Below are 19,407 nucleotides of genomic sequence, written 5' to 3'. Positions count from 1 at the left end.
ATCAAATTTAAATATGAAAAAGTGTTGCCAAACGGGAGATAACCCTCCTTCATTGATGAAAAAAATGTACAACTACTTTTTAATTCTTCTGGTAGGCTCAATAATTATTGGAGGCATTTACCAGAGTCTTATCAATCACTTTTTTTAATAGCAAATAATTAGAAACAGATTATGGTCTTTTATCAAATAAAATCATAAAAATGCAAAAAGTACTGATAATCACAGCAAGCCTTTTCCTTTTAAGTTTTTCTGCAAATGCACACGGAGAGGAAGGACACAAAAAGGACAATGAATCGCAGGAACAAATTCAAAATGATTCTATGGGAGAAGCGTCCTCTATACAAGTACACATAGAAGATGCTGGCCACGTTCATGGAGAACCTGATACTCATCATGCTGATGCAATAGTTAAAGAAAAGGCTTCATTTGAAAGCTTTCCGACTTTACATCCTATGGTTGTACATTTTCCCATTGTGTTATTGTTGTTTGCTGCTTTGTTTCAAATAATCAGCTTTTTCGTTTTTAAAGAACAGCTTAGTTGGGTTACCCTGGGTTTGGCAACTGCCGGACTATTAGGTGCTTATGTAGCCGGAAGGTATGTACACCCACATACAAATGGATTATCTGAAACTGCGGCCTGGGTATTAGACAAGCATGAATGGTTTGCAGATTATACGCTTTGGAGTGCCTTTTTTGCGGTTGTTCTAAAGTCTATTAGTCACTTTTTTTTGAAACGAAAATTATGGCTTGAAATTTTTGTGGCCATTGCGCTTATTTCTTCCGCCTATTTTGTCAGCGAAGCCGGGCATTACGGAGCCCAGTTAATTCATATAGAAGGTGTAGGAGCTAAGGGAGCTTTTCTGGAAACAGGAGCTCATACTCATTAAAACCAGGCAACTTTAATCAAATCGGAATTATGAAAAAAACAATATTGCTGCTTTTGCTTTTTTTGACTGCAAAATTTGGGGTTGCTCAGGAAATTAGACCCTGTTACTTTGATCAATATTTTAACCAGAACAACCTGGAAGAGATTAAACATAAAATTCAAAACGGTATTAATCAAATTGAATCCGGCGAGCGTAATACAGATTCAATAAAAATCATCCCTGTTGTTGTTCACGTCATTCATAATGGTGGAAACGAAAATATTTCAGAATTACAAATTCAAAGCCAGATTCAAATTCTAAACGAAGACTTTGGCAAAATGGCAGGCACCAATGGAGATGGAGAAGGAGTGGATACCAATGTGCGGTTTTTCCTGGCCAATTTAAACCCGGAAGGAAAATGTACAAACGGCATTGTAAGGGTTAATTCTTCATTAACCAATCACCAAAGCTATCAGCGCCCATTATTAAAGGAGCTGAGTTTTTGGGATAACACGAGGTATCTGAATGTTTATATTGTAAAAAGTATAAATGGAAACGTAGCCGGTTATGCTTCTTTTCCGGGTGGGCCACCAGATGAAGATGGCGTTGTTGTGCAGCATAATTATTTTGGCAATACAGGATCAGCAAACGGTTTTCCAGGTAGGACACTTACCCATGAAGTAGGTCATTGGCTTGGTGTTTACCATACCTTCAATAATTCATGTGGTCAGGATGTATGTACTGATGGTGATTATGTTTGTGATACGCCTCCAACCTTTGAACCCAATTACTCTTGCATTACGCTAAATACTTGTGACAACGATCTCCCTGATTTAAATGACCAGAAAGAAAATTACATGGATTATACACCCGGGAGTTGTAAAAACATGTTTACGAGTGGTCAAAAAATGAGAATGCAAAGCTCCTTAAATGCTATTCGAACTGAAATTTGGACCGATGAAAATCTAATTAACACAGGTTATGATTCAATTTATATCTCACCCGCTATATGCCCGGTTCTAGCGGACTTTGCAACTCTTACCAAAGATATTTGCATCGGTAATAGTGTAAGATTTTCTGATATTTCATTAAATGATGTGACCAATTGGCAATGGGAATTCCCTGGCGGAAACCCCGGTTTTTCCAATGAACAAAACCCTGTCGTTAATTACGAATCTATTGGTAATTATGATGTGATGCTTATTGTTTCAAATGCCAACACTTCGGATACCCTTATTAAGGAAAATTATATTAGTGTAAATGCTCCTGGAGTGGGGGCTGATTTGCCTTTTAGTGAAAATTTTGATAGCGGTCTTTATCCTCCTGCCGGCATTTCCATAAATAACCCTGATGGAGAAATTACCTGGCAATTGGATTCTTTGGCTTTTACTTCGAGTAATTATTCAATGAGTATCAATAATTTAGAAAATACAAATTATGGAACCGTTGATGAAATGGTGTTGCCAAAATTAGACTTTTCTTCAAACACAGGAAACCTGCTTTTCATGTCTTTTAAATGGGCATACGCAAGGTCTGACCCAAGTTATTCAGATGAATTAATTGTTTTACTTTCTTCGAACTGTGGGAATACTTATTCCCAGGTTTTTTACAGATCAGGCAGTGGTTTGGTTACTGGTCCGACACAAACCACTCCCTTTATTCCTGATTCTACCCAATGGAAAGATGCATTCATCATTCTAAACAATTTTAAAACCGAAACCTATGTTGAAGTCAAAATTGTGAATGTGACAGATGGGGGGAATAAACTTTATATCGATGATCTTTATATTGGTAATGGAGATACACCTGTGGCAATCGAAGATAACTTTCCTGAGCACTTAAATTATAAAACCTACCCTAATCCTGTTTCTGGCCGATTAAACCTGGAGTTTAATATTGAGGAGCCTCTAATGATTTTTGGAACCCTGTTCAATGCGCTTGGAAAAGAGGTCAATGTTATTAACCCCCAAAAGTATGATTCAGGGCACCACCTAATTACAATACCTGCAGAGGGGCTGCCAGAGGGATTATATTATTTGTCATTGAATATTGGAAAGCACTTCAAAACAAAAAAGGTTGTGATCAGACATTAAAACTGCCTTTTAATTTGGACTACTCAAAAGCTATTACATGAGTTATATGGAAGAAAATACTTACAAGGCTGCCAAGAGAAGAAAACATAAAAAGAGAGTGGAATTTCCCAATATGGAGCAATTTGTAAAAGGACAAGTGATTTATCGCAAAGGCAATGCCTTAAAGTATGTATTTCGTGTTAAAAAAGAATTAATCTCAGAGTATCAGCAAAAGTTAATATCAAATTTAACATTATGAGTATACAACAAGAAAAGGTTTTATTTATCAAAGATATGATCTGTACCAGATGTATCAAGGTTGTCAGACAAACCTTGGAAGATTCTGGTTATCTGGTGCTTGAGCTTACGCTTGGGAAAGCTGTTATTTCATGTTATCAAAACCAAAACCAATTTGAATTTGATAGCCTTAGAAAAGCGCTAAGGGAAGATGGTTTTGATTTGATCAAAGACAAAGAGGTTTTTTTAGTTGACCAAATCAAATTAACCATTCGTGGGTTGGTTAATGATTTACCTTTAATTATGGACTGTAACCTATCTGATTTCTTGAGTAGAAAATTCCACAAAAGCTATTTCTATTTGAGCAAAACATTTTCGCATCGGGAATCCGTTACAATTGAACGATACTTTGCATTAGTAAGAATGGAAAAAGTAAAAGAATTAGTGGAATATGATGAAATGAATTTTTCAGAAATAGCCTACCATCTGGGGTATAGAAGTGTTCAACATCTGTGTAAACAATTTAAAAATTATACAGGTACGACCATGAGCTTTTATAAAGTCCACAAATTGAGGAATAGGTTGCCACAAAATAAAATCATTATAAATAACCGATAAGTGTATAATAAATCAAAAATTGAGACCTCTTGTATGGTGAAAGAAACCATATGTTTACCAGAATCTGAATTTCCAAGGGTAGTGGTTATTGGCGGAGGTTTTGCTGGGTTGGCTCTAGTGGAAAAGCTAAAAAATCAGGATTTACAAATTGTATTAATAGATCGAAACAATTTTCATCAATTTCAACCTCTTTTTTACCAGGTAGCCACCAGTGCATTGGAACCGGATAGTATCGTTTTTCCTTTTAGAAAACAATTGAGAGGATACAAAAACGTAATTTTTCGATTGGCAGAAGTACTTGAGATTCAAACGTCGACCACTTCTGTTTTGACTGATAAAGGGCTTTTGACATATGACTTCCTGGTGATTGCAACAGGGACAGAAACCAACTTTTTCGGCATGAAAAAAGTTGAAGATCACAGTTTAGGACTCAAAGATATTCGGGACTCCTTAAACATTCGCCATAAAATGTTGCAAAACCTGGAACAAGCTGCCATCACTTGTAATGAAGAAGAAAGAGATGCACTGACTAATTTTGTCGTAGTGGGAGGGGGGCCTGCAGGTATTGAAACAGCAGGCGCCCTGGCTGAATTTTGTCACTACATTTTACCCAAGGATTATCCGGAATATCCTGCTTTTATTATGAATATTTATTTGATTGAAGCATCGGATAAATTATTGTCTTCTATGTCTGAAAATGCTTCGACAAAGACCCTGAAGTATTTAAAGGATCTTAATGTAGAAGTATTACTCAACGAAACAGTAGTTGACTATGACGGCACGACCGTTACAACTAAAAATGAGAAAAAAATCATTGCAAAAAACCTTATATGGACCGCCGGAGTAAAAGGGCAATTTCCAGCCGGGATAGATAACATGTTTGTGGAGAAAGGAAACCGAATAAAAACAAATGAATTTCTCAAAATTGAAGGATACGAAAACGTATTTGTTATTGGTGATGTTTCAACAGTAGCTACACAAGGGAATGCTAACGGGCATCCTCAAGTTGCTCAAGTAGCCATTCAGCAGGGCACACATCTTGCTGAAACATTAATAAACCTAATCCATGGAAAAGCATTGAAACCGTTTAAATACAAAGATAAAGGCTCACTTGCTACCATTGGAAAAAGAAGGGCTGTCGCGGATTTGGGTAAATTCAAATTCGCAGGATATTTTGCCTGGCTGATATGGTCCATTGTACATCTGATGTCGATAAGTGGTTTCAGAAATAAATTATTGGTGAGCATTAACTGGGCTATAAGTTATTTTAGTTTTGAAAAAGGAAACCGAATTATAATGAGACCCTTTAAAACCAACAATACCCATCAAAAAAATTAATCATGCAGCAATTCAAAGTACATATAAAAAATATGGTCTGCCCCCGGTGTATCATGGCGATAAAAGAGGTATTTAACAGATTGGATATTCCTTTCATTAAAGTGGAGCTAGGAAAAGTATATTTACCTCAGGCACTTGACAGCCAACAACGAACGGCATTGAGTGAAAAAATAGAACCTTTAGGATTTGAGCTATTAGGGCCTGCTACCGATATCCTTATTTCAACAATTAAAACACTGATTATTGATCAGATACATTATAGCAAAGAACCTTTAGCTGTTAATTTTTCTGTTTTTCTTTCGGAACGGTTGCACTATAATTATAGCCACTTAAGTCGATTGTTCTCCTCTGTGGAAGGCATCACTATTGAACGGTTTATTACCCTTCAAAAGATTGAAAGGGTTAAGGGATTTTTGTTTTATGATGAACTGACTTTATCTGAAATTTCCTTTCTAATGAATTATAGTAGTGTGGCCTATCTATCCTCACAGTTCAAAAAAGAAACAGGCATGACACCTACCGCTTTCAAAAAAAACAGGGATCCCCAACACAAATCTTTAGATAAGATCTGAACAAAACTTTGAAACCCTTTGTCAAAATACTGTAATACTTATTAGTGAAGTATTGCCCAATTTTGTAGGATTAAAAAAATAATATCCACAATGATTTCTACAGATGTACTGACAAATAAAAAAAAGGCTGACAAATCCGTAAAAAATACTTTTCCTGTAACAGGTATGACTTGTGCCGTTTGTGCTTCCAGTGTGGAATCCATTCTTAACCAAACAGAAGGTGTTGCCAATGCAAGTGTAAATTTTGCCAGCAGTTCAGTACTTGTAGAATATGAACCTACTATTACAACCAATGATCTGCAAAATGCACTTAGGTCTGTGGGGTATGATCTGATCATCGATGAAGATGATCCGGCTGAAGTGCAGCAATTGTTACAATTAAAACATTATAATGAGATAAAGCAGCGGACTAAATCCTCCGCCATTTTAACATTGCCGGTTTTTATAATCGGTATGTTCTTTATGGAGTGGGAGGCAGGAAGGTGGATCTCATTGGCGTTGACCATTCCCGTTTTATTCTGGTTTGGACGTTACTTCTTTATCAATGCTTATAAACAAGCCAGGCACGGTAAAGCTAATATGGATACCCTTGTAGCTTTAAGTACCGGGATTGCGTTTTTATTTAGTTTTTTCAATACTGTTTTTCCTGAATTTTGGTTAAGCCGTGGAATACAACCCCATGTGTATTATGAAGCAGCTACGGTGATCATCACTTTTATTTCTTTAGGAAAATTACTGGAAGAGAAAGCTAAATCCAACACTTCTTCCGCCATTAAAAATTTGATGGGGCTTCAGCCCAAATCCTTAAAAGCCATCATAGATGGTAAGGAAGTAGACATGCCTATTGCTTCGGTGCAAAAAGGATACGAAATCATTGTCCGACCGGGAGAAAAAGTTCCTGTGGATGGTGAAGTGATTCAAGGACGCTCCTATGTGGATGAAAGCATGATATCAGGGGAACCTGTTCCTGTTAAAAAAATAGAAGGAGAGAAAGTATTTGCCGGGACGATCAATCAAAAAGGAAGTTTTCGTATTACGGCAGAAAAAGTAGGGGGAGAAACATTGTTGTCACAAATTATTAAAATGGTTCAGGAAGCTCAGGGAAGTAAAGCTCCGGTTCAAAAGTTAGTTGACAAGATAGCAGGAGTGTTTGTGCCTGTTGTAATGGGGATTGCTGTAATTACTTTTATTTCCTGGATGATAATTGGAGGAGAAAATGCCTTTAGCCATGCCATTTTAACCTCCGTAACTGTTTTAGTTATTGCCTGCCCATGTGCTCTTGGTCTGGCAACACCTACCGCCATAATGGTCGGAGTTGGTAAAGGCGCCGAAAATAACATCCTGATAAAAGATGCTGAAAGCCTGGAGTTAAGTCATAAAGTAAACGTCATCGTTTTAGATAAAACAGGAACCATCACGGAAGGAAAACCCACTGTTACGGATATGTTTTGGGAAGATCAAAATCAGGCTGATCAACTTAAACCGATTTTGTTGGCGATGGAATCACAATCTGAACATCCGTTGGCCGAAGCAGTGGTTCAAAAGCTCAAAGGAGAGGGTGTGCAGCAAGCAGACTTAATGGATTTCAATAGTATTACAGGAAGAGGTATTGAAGCAAGAGATAAATCAGGCACCAATTATTTGGTTGGTAATACCGGGCTTCTGGGTGAACATGGAGTAGCTATATCAAATTTGCTTTTGGAAAAAGCTTCAGAATGGCGATCAAAAGCAAAAACGGTAATCTTTTTTGCAACTCAAATAAAAGCATTAGGAATCCTGGCCATTTCAGACAAAATCAAACCTTCTTCAAAGCAGGCCATTCAAACACTCCAAAACAGGGGAATAGAAATCTTTATGCTCACTGGAGATAATAGAGAAACGGCCCGAGCAGTAGCCGACCAAGTCAACTTAAAAAATTACCAAGGAGAGGTACTTCCTTCAGGCAAAGCAGAATTTATAAAGGATCTTCAGGAGAAGGGGAAAATAGTTGCCATGGTCGGTGATGGAATTAACGATTCTCATGCCTTAGCCCAGGCAGATGTAAGTATCGCCATGGGACATGGTTCCGATATTGCAATGGATGTAGCCAAAATGACCTTGATCACCTCCGATTTAGGTGTTATACCCAAAGCACTGGAATTATCAAAAAGAACCGTTTTGAATATCCGTCAAAATCTATTCTGGGCTTTTATTTACAACCTCATAGGAATTCCAATAGCAGCGGGCCTGTTGTATCCGATAAATGGATTTTTGCTTGATCCTATGATCGCCGGGGGAGCCATGGCATTTAGTTCAGTTTCGGTGGTAGCCAATAGCCTTCGTTTAAAAGCAAGCAAATTATAATTAAATTTCAAAGAAAAAAATTAAAGATTATGAATGAATTAAAATTTAAAACGAACATAAATTGTACAGGATGTTTATCAAAAGTGACTCCTGTTTTAGATAATGAGAATCAAATTGAAGCATGGGCAGTCGACTTGGCCAGTATTGATAGAATATTGACTGTTCAATCCACTGGTTTAACTGCTGGAGAAATCAAAAATACTGTCCAAAAAGCAGGATTCAATGCAGAGCTTATAGAGTTATAGAACGGTTGGCACTTAGAAAAAAACATGAATCATCCCGAATTTTTTGTAAATAGAATTAATTGTATTGGTTTTTAGAGTTTAACCAATTTTATCCATTTTAAAGAATTGATTTTCAATTAATTATGTACTTTTTTCTTGATAAAAAAGTACCAAAAAATCAAGGCTTTATGTATTTTTGGACAAATCTAAGCCTGCTGCTGCAGGCAGGTTCAATTTTGGCCACGCACCCAAACCTGCCTATGCCGTCAGGCAGGCTCGCCTTCCTTTGTCAGGCCTGCCTGCTCCGCGACTGCGACGGAAGGCAGGCTCAAACATGGGTGCTTTCACGAGGCCAGCCCTCAAAATCTACACTAAGAATTGTTACCCAAAAATCCATAAGGCCGAAAAATAAATACCCGGAGGATTGACAATCAATAGGTTACGAAAAAATATCCCGAATTTTGCCGTCAGGTAAAATTCGGGATGTATCAAGTTTATTTATGAGATTTAGAAATAAAAAAAATCTTTATTCTTTTGTACCTCTAAATTTTTTAAAATAATTCAAACCGTTGGATTGCATTCCAAAGTCATAACCAAAAGAATTGTCTAGTGTATTAAAACTTCCAAAATGCCTATCACCAGGGTTATGATCATTGGCCATATGTTCTTCCCATTCGCATGAAGGATTATCCGTGTTACCCATCATTCCATTGCCCATCATACCATTACAGTTATTTGAATGTCCTGATTGGTGGTGTCCATATTCATTGAAAAAATCCTGACCGGTATTACAAACCATAATACTGTCACCATGGTGATAGGTATCAAGCATAATAGTGGTATCAAAGTGCTCAGTAAAACAATGGATTTGTAAAATCGAATCTATTCCCATTGTCACCACAGCGGTAGCATCAAAAATTGTACCCGGGTCATTATCGTTAACCATTGTACCTGTATAGGTGCCTAATATATCTCCAAACTGATTATTAGAAACAAGATCCAATTTATCACAAGAAGAAAACAATATGGCTATCATCGCTGCAATAGCCATCAAATTTATTTTTACGTTTTTCATAATATTACTTTATAAGTCATTAATTAATGCAAAAGCTGCATCTAATAAAAACCTTTTCATAAAAGGCCGGAGGAATAAGAATATTATGCTTTAGGAGGATGCCAAACAGCGTGAAAAAAGTTTGACAGAATGGACTGTTGATAATAAAATATTTCTTCTTCAGGAGGTGGAATCCTCTGGAATTCAAGCTGTGCAATTTCAACAATATTGATTGTTATACCGCAACAAAAATGTCCACAAAATGGTGAACACGAATTAGGGTGTTTGTTCCCGAGACCATCATCTTTACAAGAATAATCGTCCATACCACTTTGTCCATTATTACAGTTACACTGATTAGGGAAATTGCCCAAAAAGGCAACATGAATAATTAATATTTGAATAATTATTTTCAAAATAAATTGGACGAAGTTTTAATTTAAAACACAAAATTAGACTATTAAACTATCCAAGTTAGTGATCAATGTCAGTTAACATATGAAACTTTTATCATCTATTTATTCTTATTAAGAAAAATATTTGTTAGAAAGAGCATGATACATGGGGCTGCTAATTCCACTCCATCCGCTGCAACCTCACCGCATTTAAAATAGCCAACAAGGCCACCCCCACATCAGCAAAAACCGCTTCCCACATCGTAGCTAAACCACCTGCCCCCAAAATCAAAACAATTACTTTCACTCCAAAAGCTAAAACGATATTCTGCCAAATAATCCGTTGAGTAGATTTCGCTATTTTGATACCCGTTACAATTTTAGAAGGCTGGTCAGTTTGGATAATAACATCAGCAGTTTCAATGGCAACATCACTTCCCAAACCACCCATTGCTATTCCAACATCACTTAGCGCTAAAACAGGAGCATCGTTGATGCCATCACCAACGAAAGCGACCACCTTAGTGGGGTCCTCTTTAATTTTTTCAACTTCGTTTAATTTGTCTTCGGGCAATAGACCACCTTTGGCATCCTCAATACCCAATTCTTTAGCTACCTTTTGTGTGATAGAATTTTTATCACCTGATAGCATGGTTAGGTGTTTGATGCCTACTTTTTGGAGTTGTTGGATACTTTGAATTGCATCCTCTTTTAGTTCATCCGCAATGGTAATGTAGCCTGCAAATTGACTGTCAATACCCACCATCACAATGCTTTCTACTATCTCATTTGTTTCGGCCGGAATAATGACATTGAACTGCTCCATCAACTTTTTGTTGCCGACTAAAAGCGTTTTTCCTTCCACTTCACCTTTTAACCCTTTTCCTGCAATTTCCTGAATATTGGTCGCTTCGGACAATATGCCATTTTTCGAATATGCCATAATTGCTTTGGCAATTGGATGTGTGGATTTTGCCTCAATTGCCATTAGTAATTCCATGAATTTACTTTCATTAAAATCACCTAACAATACAATGTCTTTAATCTTAAAAACACCTTTAGTAACTGTACCTGTCTTGTCCATGACCAAAGTGTTTACTTTTGTCAACTGGTCGAGATAAGTCGCCCCTTTGAACAATATGCCATTTTTGGAAGCTGCGCCTAATCCTCCAAAATATCCCAATGGGATAGATATTACTAAAGCGCAAGGACAGGAAATTACTAAGAAAATCAAAGCCCTATATAGCCAATCTGCAAACAGATAATCCGATACAAAGAAATAGGGGACTACACAAATAGCAATCGCTAAATAAACCACAATTGGCGTATAGATTTTTGCCAAACGCCTGATTAACAATTCTGTCTTTGATTTACGAGAAGTTGCGTTTTGTACTAATTCTAGAATACGGGCAATGGAACTATCGTTAAATAATTTTTCTACTCCTACTTCAATCACACCGTCAAGATTGATAGAGCCAGCCATTACCTTTTCATTTTTTTGGACATTTTTCGGTTTGCTTTCCCCCGTAAGTGCTGCGGTATTGAGAGCTGCTTTTTTAGAAATCAAAGTTCCGTCTAAGGGTATTTTCTCGCCAACTTTGACTTGAATAATTTCTCCTATTTGTACCGTTTCGGGGTTAATGGTTTCATAATTTCCATTTCTTAGAACACTTGCCGTTTTTGGACGGACATCAAGCAAGGCTTTGATATTGTTTTTAGCTCGTTTTACGGCTGCGGTTTGGAATAACTCTCCAATGGCGTAAAAGAGCATTACCGCCACTCCTTCGGGATATTCTCCAATCGCAAAAGCTCCAATAGTGGCAATGCTCATTAGAAAAAATTCGGTAAATACTTCGCCTTTTCGAAGGGATTCCCACGCTTCTTTGATAACGGGCAAACCAACAGGTAAATAGGCAAGTGTGTACCAAACTACTTTTACCCAACCTGCGAAAAAACTTGCTTTTAGTAAATGTTCTATTGCTAATCCTGATAGAAGTAATACCAAACTTACTATTGAAGGGAAATATATTTTCCAAGTAGGTTCACCATCTTGGTTATGCTCATCTGAATGGTCGTGTCCGTCTTCCTCATTATGTTCAACGCTCTGGCGAACTATCAACGGAGTAGTATTTTTATCTATTTTTTCTTCTAATGAACAGCAAGTCATTTTGCCGTTTTCGTCATGGGTATGAATATGATTATCTTTTTTCATATTGTTATTTTTTAATTCCAGTTGCCACAAAGACCCCTCCTCGATTAAAAGAAGTATTGACAGAATATTCAGCAACTTTGGTTTTTAAATATTGATAGATTGGTCGGTTCACTTCGCCTTTCCCTATCCATTTAATAAACGCTCCCCACAAAGAAGGCTTAGGCAGGTACCAATCCATAATGACCATAATGCCACCTGGTTTCAAAAGGGAAAGCATATTGTCAATTATATTTTCCCATTGCGGAAAACCTGACAATCCCAGGTCGCACAATACAGCATCTATTTGGACAGGAGGGGATACATTTTCTGCTATCCAATCTTTCGTGATTTTTGTGGCATCCCCTTTTAGGATTTTGACATTTGTCCAATTGTTTTCAGCCTTTTTCTTTTTGGCTTGTGCCATCATTCCATCTGATAGGTCAATGCCAATGACTACTCCTGTACTTTTTAAATATCGCTGGAAATATTCAAAATTTTGCCCTGTCCCGCAGGGGAGGTTAAGGATGGCTTCCCCTTCTTTCAGTTGTATCTGTTGAATGGCATAATTTCGGGCTTTGCGATAGTACCATTTGCCTGCGATAATATCGTATATCTTTGCCAACCTGTCATAGTATTGAATGGCTCGTTTTTGTCTTTCTTCTATTGATGATTGCACCATAAATAAATTTTAGGGGAAGGAACAAAATAATTCCTTCCCCATTAATCTTGTATATCCCATTTACAAATCAAACCGTTTAAGAGATTCTCTAGTCTTAATACTAAAGGCATCCTCAATCTCAGTTATGTAAATGATACCATCTCCTGGTTCAGGAGAACGTGCATTTTCACAAATTAATTGAATTGCTTTTTCGGCCTCCTCGTTCTGGCATACCAGTTCCAGTTTTACTACCAAACTATTGGTAAAAAAATACTCTAAATCAAGGCTTGCATCGGGTCGTTCATGCGTACCTGTTCCTTCTCCTTTAGACAGGGTTAAACTTTCGAAGCCTGCTGCTTCAAGGGCTTCTACTACTTTGGTTACTCTTGAAGGCTTTATAAATGCTTTTATTTCTTTCATTTTTTCATTTTTTATTCAAAACTAAAGAGGTGGTAGTGCTTGGAATAGCACCACCAATTTTTATCATTAATGTTTATGCTCCAACTCTCCTGCTTTAGATTGAGCATAAACATAATAAGCTCCATTTGTTACTATTTTCATCCCATCAGGAATTTTATCAATCAATTTTACGGAAGTGAAGCCCTTGTCAGTAGTACTTGGTATTACCATGATTTGTTCAAACTTCATTTCGTCTTCATCTGTTTTGTCATTAGCGACATAGATGTAAGAAGAAGCCCCATCTTTGATGATTGCTTTTTCAGGTAATGCCTGTACCGTTTGGTCGGTCAACCAAATTTTAGCTTCAATGAATAAATCTTTGATGAATCGGGGGCGTACTTTTTCAAGATGACCGTGAATACGAACCGTCTTATTTTCGGTATTGAATTCTTTTCCAATAATATGAACTTCGCCATCATAAACCGTATTTCCCAAAGCAGGAACGGTATAGCTGATTTTCTGTTCTTCCTTTATATTGGCAATATCGTTTTCAAAAATATCTAACTCCAAATGCAGGTGATTTTCATTGACGATTTCCATCAGTTCCAATTCAGGTGTGACATACATTCCGTTGTGCATATTAATCGAAGTAATATAACCTCCCATAGGAGCGTATATCGGGATTCGTTCGACAATATTATCCGGTGATAATTCATCCACTTTGATTCCCAAATAAGCTAATTGTTTGGCGATACCCTTTAATGTTGCGGTTTTCATATTAACCTGCGATTGAAGTCTTTGCACATTTTTTTCAACCCCTGCTTTTGATACAACCAAAGATTTTTGTCGAGCTAATTCTTGTTGGTCAAAAATTAATTCAGCAGCCACTTCAAGATATTTCTGTTGGTGTTGAATGAATTCAGGATTTTCTAAATAAGCCATGATAATTCCTTTTTTCACATAGCTGCCTTCCACATATTTGTTGCTGTTTTTAATAAAACCACTTGACCTTGCGCTGACGGAAGTCAAAGCATTAGGAGGTAAACCTAAAGTACCCGTAGCACTTACATAGTCATTAATTTTGATTTTAGAAAAATCGCCAAATTGAATATTCATGGTTTTTATTTGCTCTTTGGTCAGATGAATTTCACCTTCTTCGAGTTCTTCTCCATGACCATCATCTTCAGAATGATGAACTGTTTCGTCTTCGTGGTTGTGACCATCTCCTTCTTTATGTTCGTTACCGCAAGAGAAAAGTAGAAGCATTACCGCTACTGACAAAATTGATATGATTGATTGATTTATAAATTTCATTTTTGAAATATTTTTATTGATTTGACAAAAATTGATACAACACAACTGCTTTGTTATGCGATAGAACCTGTTCCCAGTATTGTTTGTTATTTTTGGAAAGCAGGTTGAGGGTGTTGAGTAATTCGAGATAGGAAATTTCCCCTGCCTGATAATTAAGTTCGGAAATTCTCTCCATTTCTGGATTGAGATTATCCAGTTGTTCTCGATAATAATCTACTCCTGCTGCATACAGTTGAATGGCATTTCCGACAGAGAGTAATTCCTGTTTAGTTCGCAAACGTTCTGTCTCTAAATTAGCTTGGGCAACATCAACTTGTAATCGTTGAGCCGTAATTCTTTGCTTTGTCTGTTTATTAAAAAGTGGAATCTGAACTCCTGCCTGTAGTCCATGTAGCCAACCACCATCAAAATAATTTTGAGCAGCGTAACCCACATTAAAATCAGGTTTCATCCTTGCTTTTAGTATCTCAATATTAGCCTGTTCAATCTGAATATTTTGACTAGCTAATTGTACCCGAAAAGAATTGATACTATCATTTAAAGCAAATGGAATGACCATCAAACTATCTGTTGAGGTAATGACTTCGTCGGTGTTGAGTAAGCCTGCTAATTGCTTTTCCAAGTTGGTGATTTCTATATTCACCTGATTCACCAATAATTGGTATTCATTCAAGGAGGATTGAATAGTCAACAATTCTATTCGATTGGCTTCTCCAACATCTGCCCGAACTTTTGCCATTTGCGCATATTGTTCGTAAACCTGAATGAGCCTTTCATATAATTGTCGTAATTCTTTGCGTTGCTGTAAATCCAAATAGCTTTGCTGTACTTGTAATCGCAATTCTTTTTCAGTTAATTGCTTTCGCAAAACGCTTTGTGCCACCTGTTCATTTTGTAAACTATTTTGTGCCCTAATCGTAGCAGGGTTGGGAATATTTTGTATGACCCCGATTTGGTTTACACGCTGACCATTTTCTTTAAAAAGTCCATCACCCTGATAACTAAAATCTGTTGAACCAAGATTATATTTCAAATTCTGTAAAGCCTGACCTTGCTGAATTTGTAAATTGGCAGCTCGAACAGAGGGGTTATTGGCAATAGCCATTTCAACTGCTTCGCTCATTGTAATCGATCGTTGTTGTGCCTGTGCAGACCAACCCAAAAATAGCAGGGGTAACAATATTATTGCGCCATTTGTTGGTAAAGACGGTTTGTTTTTTCCTTCCTGCCATTGAGCCAGCCAACTATATAAAATTGGCAATACCACTAAGGTCAAGAACGTAGCGGTTAACAAACCTCCAATGACCACCGTTGCTAATGGTCGCTGAACCTCTGCACCTCCAGAAGTGGAAAGTGCCATTGGAAGAAAACCAAAAGAAGCCACCATTGCGGTCATTAATACGGGTCTTAATCGAACACTTGTACCCGTGATAATCCGCTCTCGAATATTGGTCATTCCTTCAATTTTTAATTGATTAAAATAACCAATCAGTACAATACCATTTAAAACGGCAACGCCAAATAAAGCGATGAATCCGATACCTGCCGAAATACTAAATGGCATCCCTCGAAGCTCTAATGCCCAAATTCCTCCAATAGCGGAAAGCGGAATAGCGGTAAAAATCAATGCTGCTTGTGAGATAGAACCAAAAGTAAAAAAGAGCATAATAAAAATAAGCGCAAGTGCAAGCGGTACAGCTATCATTAGCCGTGCGTTGGCAGCTTTAAGATTTTCAAATTGACCACCATAAGTGAAATAATAACCAGCAGGTAATTCAACTTTAGCATCTAATTCCGCTTGGATTTTACTGACTAATGTTTCGACATCGGTATCACCTACATTAACCCCAATAACAATTCTACGATTGGTGTTTTCTCTGGAAATCTGCATAGGTGCATCAATCAACTCAACATCTGCTACTGCTTGCAAAGGCACTTGTGTTCCATTGTCTAAAGTGATGTATAAATTTTGAACATCGGCCAGGCCATTACGATATTTTTCATCCAGTCGAACCACTAAATCAAATCGTTTTTCCCCTTCATAAATGACCCCTGCACTTTCACCAGCGAAAGCACTTCTCACTACTTGATTAACCTCCTTAACCTGCAAACCATACTGCGCCATTTTATCATATTTGAATTTAATAATGATTTGAGGCATCCCAATGGTTTGTTCGACATTGACCGTTCCTACACCATCAATTTTAGTGATCACACTCTCTGCTTCTTTGGCTTTACTATAAATTAGGTCTAAGTCCTGACCGTATAGTTTAATAGCAATATCTGACTTTGATCCTGTCATCAATTCATTAAACCGGAGCTGTATAGGCTGAGAAAATTCGTAACCCACTCCAGGAATGGCACTTAATGATTTCTCTATTTTTTCAAACATATCCTTTCGATTACTCGCCGAAGTCCACTCTGATTTTGGTTTCATTACCAAAACGTAATCACCAATTTCGACTGGCATAGGGTCGGTAGGTATTTCGGCAGCACCGATGTTAGTAACGATATCTTCAATCTCAGGAAATTCATTTAATAGTTTCTTCTGTATGAGGGATGCCATCTCAATACTTTGCGAAAGTGAAGTACCAGGAGGAAGAATTTGTTGCATGGCTAAATCACCTTCTTCCAATGTGGGAATAAACTCCCCACCCATTCTGCTAAAAATGATAAAACTAAAAATGAAAAGAGCCACCGTAGCCAATACAAAAATTGCTTTCAGCCGCAAGGCAGCATTCAAAACAGGTGTATATAAATTTTGTAGAAAAGAAATAATACGGTCAGCAATAGTCTTCTTATCAGTAATCTTCTTACTCAAAAATAAAGCGGACATCATTGGTACATAAGTCAATGAAAGTATCAATGCACCACCGATTGCAAGCATTACGGTTTGAGCCATTGGGATAAACATTTTTCCTTCTACACCTACTAAAGCCAGAATTGGAATATAAACCATCAAGATGATAATCATTCCAAAAGACGAAGCATTCATTATTTTTATGGAAGCGGTTTGTACTTCCTTATCTATCTGAACTTGGGTCAGTTTTTGCCCTGCAAAACCTTTTTGTAACCGATGTACAACGGTCTCAACAATAATCACCGCACCATCTACAATCAATCCGAAATCAATTGCTCCGAGGCTCATCAAATTGGCAGAGATTCCCAGCCAATTCATCATAGAAACCGCAAATAACATTGCCAGTGGAATAACTGATGCTACTATTAAACCTGCTCGCCAATTACCCAACATCAGTACAAGGATAAATATGACAATTAGCCCTCCTTCCAGTAAGTTCGTTTTAACCGTTCCAATAGCGGTGGATACTAATTTATCTCTGACTAAATAAGGTTCAATGACTACACCTTCAGGCAAAGATTTTTTGATTTGCTCAACCCGTTCTTTGACCCGTTCGGTGACGGCTGCGGAATTTGCACCTTTGAGCATCATTACCCGACCACCAACGGCTTCTTCTCCATCTCTTACCAATGCGCCATATCGGGGAGCTTTGCCAAATTGAACGGTTGCTACATCCTTTATCAAAATGGGCCTCCCATTTCGGACATCTACAACAATATTTTCCAAGTCTGTCAATGACTGTGCAACGCCGTCTGTTCGAATATAATAGGTGTTGGGGTTTTTCTCGATATAAGCCCCACCCGTATTTTCATTACTATTTTCAAGCGCATGAAAAACATCGGTTATGCTAATGCCTATGGATTTGAGTAAATTAGGGTTTACAGCAACTTCGTACTGTTTTAGAAAACCACCCATTGTATTTACTTCTACGACGCCTTCAATACCAGACAACTGGCGGCTAACTATCCAATCCTGAATACTTCGTAAATCCGTAGGTGAATATTTATCTTCAAACCCGTCAGCAGGTCGAATAACATATTGGTAAATTTCTCCCAGACCAGTAGAAATTGGAGCCATTTCTGGTGTTCCCAATCCTGAAGGAATGTTGCCTTCAGCTTCTTTGAGATACTCACTGACCAGTTGGCGAGATAAGTAAACATCCATATCTTCTTCAAAAACGACAGTTATTACTGAAAGCCCAAAACGGGAAATAGAACGTATTTCTACTAATTGTTGAATGTTTTGTAATGCCAGCTCAATGGGAGTAGTAATGAATTGCTCTACTTCCTGGGTAGCCAATGTTGGCGATAAAGTAATGACTTGTACCTGATTATTCGTAATATCAGGAACGGCATCAATGGGTATCTGTCGCAAGGAGAATAATCCCCAAACAATGAGGGCGGCTACCAATAGCCCTATCACGAACTTATTCTGTATCGAATAAGCGATAATCTTATCAAACATATTGAATGTGATATTTAGTTAAACCAATAAAAAAATGAGATATACAGGCATAGGTTAGCCTGCGAAAATGATCTAACTAAATTTGGGCGGTTGCCAGATGGAAGAGTGGAAAGAGGAATGGATAATATTAGAAAGAAAAGAAGATGCTTTTACTGGTATTGGAGGAAGAAATTTTATATGGAAAGGTAATTTTGTAGGAATATCTAAAGCAGGGGAGCAACAGCTACAAATGCAAAAAGGTGAACATGGGTCATCTCCACAGTCATTGGAATGTTGCTCATGATCTGAAATATCCTGATATTCTTCTCCAAAGAGTAGATTAGTTATTTCCACGATTCCACCACCCCCATCGCCGCAGGGTACGAGCGATAACGCCAGCATGTATATGATGAATATGTGGATTGTTATTTTCATAAGTTGCAAAGATAACAAAAAAATGTGTTTGTAAATTGTATAATGGCCTTTAAAGTTACCTTCCTTTAGTTGGTGGTGTTCTATTGATGGTTCTGGTAACATTTTTAGGAGGGTTAGTTTTTTTCCTAGCTTTCCTCATTTAATTGTTCGCTTAAAGGAGGATGAAAATAGTTGTCAGTTCTGAATCTAATAATAAAAGTAAATAGGAAAAGTTCTGGTTATTTAATTGCCAGATAGAACATACTGCTTAACGGTATTCTCCGAAAACTGTAATTGAAGCGACGTGCCTTAAATGATTCGGCCGACAAATTAGCCTCAATATTGAACTTTACTTAATCCATTCGTTTCGATTTTTTCATACTTAACAAGATTGTATAAACATCTCCCA

The 19,407-nt window shown here is 37.4% G+C and carries 17 protein-coding genes; 10 read left to right on the top strand and 7 right to left on the bottom strand.

Annotation, left to right across the window (positions count from 1 at the left end; genetic code table 11):
- Positions 1 to 200 precede the first annotated feature (200 nt).
- The 9 genes from H6571_22170 to H6571_22130 all read left to right on the top strand — a co-directional run bounded on the left by H6571_22170 (position 201) and on the right by H6571_22130 (position 8,698).
- Positions 201 to 887 carry a hypothetical protein gene (locus H6571_22170; GenBank protein ID MCB9326461.1) on the top strand — a complete coding sequence of 229 codons (687 nt, stop codon included), beginning with the start codon at positions 201 to 203 and terminating at the stop codon, positions 885 to 887.
- 29 nt (positions 888 to 916) lie between these two features.
- A complete protein-coding gene (locus H6571_22165) occupies positions 917 to 2,959 on the top strand; it encodes a T9SS type A sorting domain-containing protein (GenBank protein MCB9326460.1) in 2,043 nt (680 codons plus the stop codon).
- A 37-nt stretch (positions 2,960 to 2,996) separates the two neighbouring features.
- Positions 2,997 to 3,197 carry a hypothetical protein gene (locus H6571_22160; protein ID MCB9326459.1) on the top strand — a complete coding sequence of 67 codons (201 nt, stop codon included), beginning with the start codon at positions 2,997 to 2,999 and terminating at the stop codon, positions 3,195 to 3,197.
- The gene (locus H6571_22155; protein MCB9326458.1) at positions 3,194 to 3,793 is read left to right on the top strand and encodes a helix-turn-helix domain-containing protein; all 600 of its coding nucleotides are present in this window, start codon (positions 3,194 to 3,196) and stop codon (positions 3,791 to 3,793) included. Before H6571_22160 ends, H6571_22155 begins: the two co-directional genes overlap by 4 nt.
- A gap of 33 nt (positions 3,794 to 3,826) precedes the next feature.
- On the top strand, positions 3,827 to 5,131 hold the full coding sequence (locus tag H6571_22150) for an NAD(P)/FAD-dependent oxidoreductase (GenBank protein MCB9326457.1): 1,305 nt from the start codon (positions 3,827 to 3,829) through the stop codon (positions 5,129 to 5,131).
- Between the two features lie 2 nt (positions 5,132 to 5,133).
- Positions 5,134 to 5,703: a helix-turn-helix domain-containing protein gene (locus tag H6571_22145; GenBank protein ID MCB9326456.1), complete on the top strand. Its 570-nt coding sequence runs from the start codon at positions 5,134 to 5,136 to the stop codon at positions 5,701 to 5,703.
- 90 nt (positions 5,704 to 5,793) lie between these two features.
- The gene (locus tag H6571_22140) at positions 5,794 to 8,046 is read left to right on the top strand and encodes a copper-translocating P-type ATPase (GenBank protein ID MCB9326455.1); all 2,253 of its coding nucleotides are present in this window, start codon (positions 5,794 to 5,796) and stop codon (positions 8,044 to 8,046) included.
- Between the two features lie 29 nt (positions 8,047 to 8,075).
- Positions 8,076 to 8,291, top strand: a complete 216-nt coding sequence (locus H6571_22135) for a heavy-metal-associated domain-containing protein (protein ID MCB9326454.1) — start codon at positions 8,076 to 8,078, stop codon at positions 8,289 to 8,291.
- 167 nt (positions 8,292 to 8,458) lie between these two features.
- Positions 8,459 to 8,698, top strand: coding sequence for a hypothetical protein (locus H6571_22130; GenBank protein MCB9326453.1), 240 nt, complete (start codon positions 8,459 to 8,461; stop codon positions 8,696 to 8,698).
- A 98-nt stretch (positions 8,699 to 8,796) separates the two neighbouring features.
- Here the strand turns inward: H6571_22130 and H6571_22125 are convergent, their stop codons facing one another.
- The 7 genes from H6571_22125 to H6571_22095 form a co-directional block, all read right to left on the bottom strand.
- Positions 8,797 to 9,345 carry a hypothetical protein gene (locus tag H6571_22125; GenBank protein MCB9326452.1) on the bottom strand — a complete coding sequence of 183 codons (549 nt, stop codon included), beginning with the start codon at positions 9,343 to 9,345 and terminating at the stop codon, positions 8,797 to 8,799.
- Between the two features lie 83 nt (positions 9,346 to 9,428).
- Positions 9,429 to 9,740, bottom strand: coding sequence for a hypothetical protein (locus H6571_22120; protein MCB9326451.1), 312 nt, complete (start codon positions 9,738 to 9,740; stop codon positions 9,429 to 9,431).
- 154 nt (positions 9,741 to 9,894) lie between these two features.
- Positions 9,895 to 11,931 (bottom strand): cadmium-translocating P-type ATPase, encoded by a 2,037-nt coding sequence (gene cadA / locus H6571_22115; GenBank protein MCB9326450.1) that lies wholly within the window; start codon positions 11,929 to 11,931, stop codon positions 9,895 to 9,897.
- Positions 11,932 to 11,935: 4 nt separating this feature from the next.
- Positions 11,936 to 12,589, bottom strand: coding sequence for a methyltransferase domain-containing protein (locus H6571_22110; GenBank protein MCB9326449.1), 654 nt, complete (start codon positions 12,587 to 12,589; stop codon positions 11,936 to 11,938).
- A gap of 60 nt (positions 12,590 to 12,649) precedes the next feature.
- Positions 12,650 to 12,988, bottom strand: coding sequence for a P-II family nitrogen regulator (locus H6571_22105; GenBank protein MCB9326448.1), 339 nt, complete (start codon positions 12,986 to 12,988; stop codon positions 12,650 to 12,652).
- 66 nt (positions 12,989 to 13,054) lie between these two features.
- A complete protein-coding gene (locus tag H6571_22100) occupies positions 13,055 to 14,281 on the bottom strand; it encodes an efflux RND transporter periplasmic adaptor subunit (GenBank protein MCB9326447.1) in 1,227 nt (408 codons plus the stop codon).
- 13 nt (positions 14,282 to 14,294) lie between these two features.
- Positions 14,295 to 18,605: a CusA/CzcA family heavy metal efflux RND transporter gene (locus H6571_22095; GenBank protein ID MCB9326446.1), complete on the bottom strand. Its 4,311-nt coding sequence runs from the start codon at positions 18,603 to 18,605 to the stop codon at positions 14,295 to 14,297.
- A 97-nt stretch (positions 18,606 to 18,702) separates the two neighbouring features.
- Between H6571_22095 and H6571_22090 the strand changes: the two genes are divergently transcribed.
- Positions 18,703 to 18,888: a hypothetical protein gene (locus H6571_22090; protein ID MCB9326445.1), complete on the top strand. Its 186-nt coding sequence runs from the start codon at positions 18,703 to 18,705 to the stop codon at positions 18,886 to 18,888.
- The last annotated feature ends 519 nt before the right edge of the window (positions 18,889 to 19,407 follow it).

The organism is Lewinellaceae bacterium (genome assembly GCA_020636105.1).
Taxonomy (GTDB): Bacteria; Bacteroidota; Bacteroidia; order Chitinophagales; family Saprospiraceae; genus BCD1.
This window is presented reverse-complemented; position numbering and strand designations above follow the sequence as displayed.

Bases quoted from the DNA above. Each gene is read 5' to 3' on its own strand.
- H6571_22170 (MCB9326461.1), top strand. From the start codon at position 201: ATGCAAAAAGTACTGATAATCACAGCAAGCCTTTTCCTTTTAAGTTTT.
- H6571_22165 (MCB9326460.1), top strand. From the start codon at position 917: ATGAAAAAAACAATATTGCTGCTTTTGCTTTTTTTGACTGCAAAATTT.
- H6571_22160 (MCB9326459.1), top strand. From the start codon at position 2,997: ATGAGTTATATGGAAGAAAATACTTACAAGGCTGCCAAGAGAAGAAAA.
- H6571_22155 (MCB9326458.1), top strand. From the start codon at position 3,194: ATGAGTATACAACAAGAAAAGGTTTTATTTATCAAAGATATGATCTGT.
- H6571_22150 (MCB9326457.1), top strand. From the start codon at position 3,827: ATGGTGAAAGAAACCATATGTTTACCAGAATCTGAATTTCCAAGGGTA.
- H6571_22145 (MCB9326456.1), top strand. From the start codon at position 5,134: ATGCAGCAATTCAAAGTACATATAAAAAATATGGTCTGCCCCCGGTGT.
- H6571_22140 (MCB9326455.1), top strand. From the start codon at position 5,794: ATGATTTCTACAGATGTACTGACAAATAAAAAAAAGGCTGACAAATCC.
- H6571_22135 (MCB9326454.1), top strand. From the start codon at position 8,076: ATGAATGAATTAAAATTTAAAACGAACATAAATTGTACAGGATGTTTA.
- H6571_22130 (MCB9326453.1), top strand. From the start codon at position 8,459: ATGTATTTTTGGACAAATCTAAGCCTGCTGCTGCAGGCAGGTTCAATT.
- H6571_22125 (MCB9326452.1), bottom strand. From the start codon at position 9,345: ATGAAAAACGTAAAAATAAATTTGATGGCTATTGCAGCGATGATAGCC.
- cadA (MCB9326450.1), bottom strand. From the start codon at position 11,931: ATGAAAAAAGATAATCATATTCATACCCATGACGAAAACGGCAAAATG.
- H6571_22110 (MCB9326449.1), bottom strand. From the start codon at position 12,589: ATGGTGCAATCATCAATAGAAGAAAGACAAAAACGAGCCATTCAATAC.
- H6571_22105 (MCB9326448.1), bottom strand. From the start codon at position 12,988: ATGAAAGAAATAAAAGCATTTATAAAGCCTTCAAGAGTAACCAAAGTA.
- H6571_22100 (MCB9326447.1), bottom strand. From the start codon at position 14,281: ATGAAATTTATAAATCAATCAATCATATCAATTTTGTCAGTAGCGGTA.
- H6571_22095 (MCB9326446.1), bottom strand. From the start codon at position 18,605: ATGTTTGATAAGATTATCGCTTATTCGATACAGAATAAGTTCGTGATA.
- H6571_22090 (MCB9326445.1), top strand. From the start codon at position 18,703: ATGGAAGAGTGGAAAGAGGAATGGATAATATTAGAAAGAAAAGAAGAT.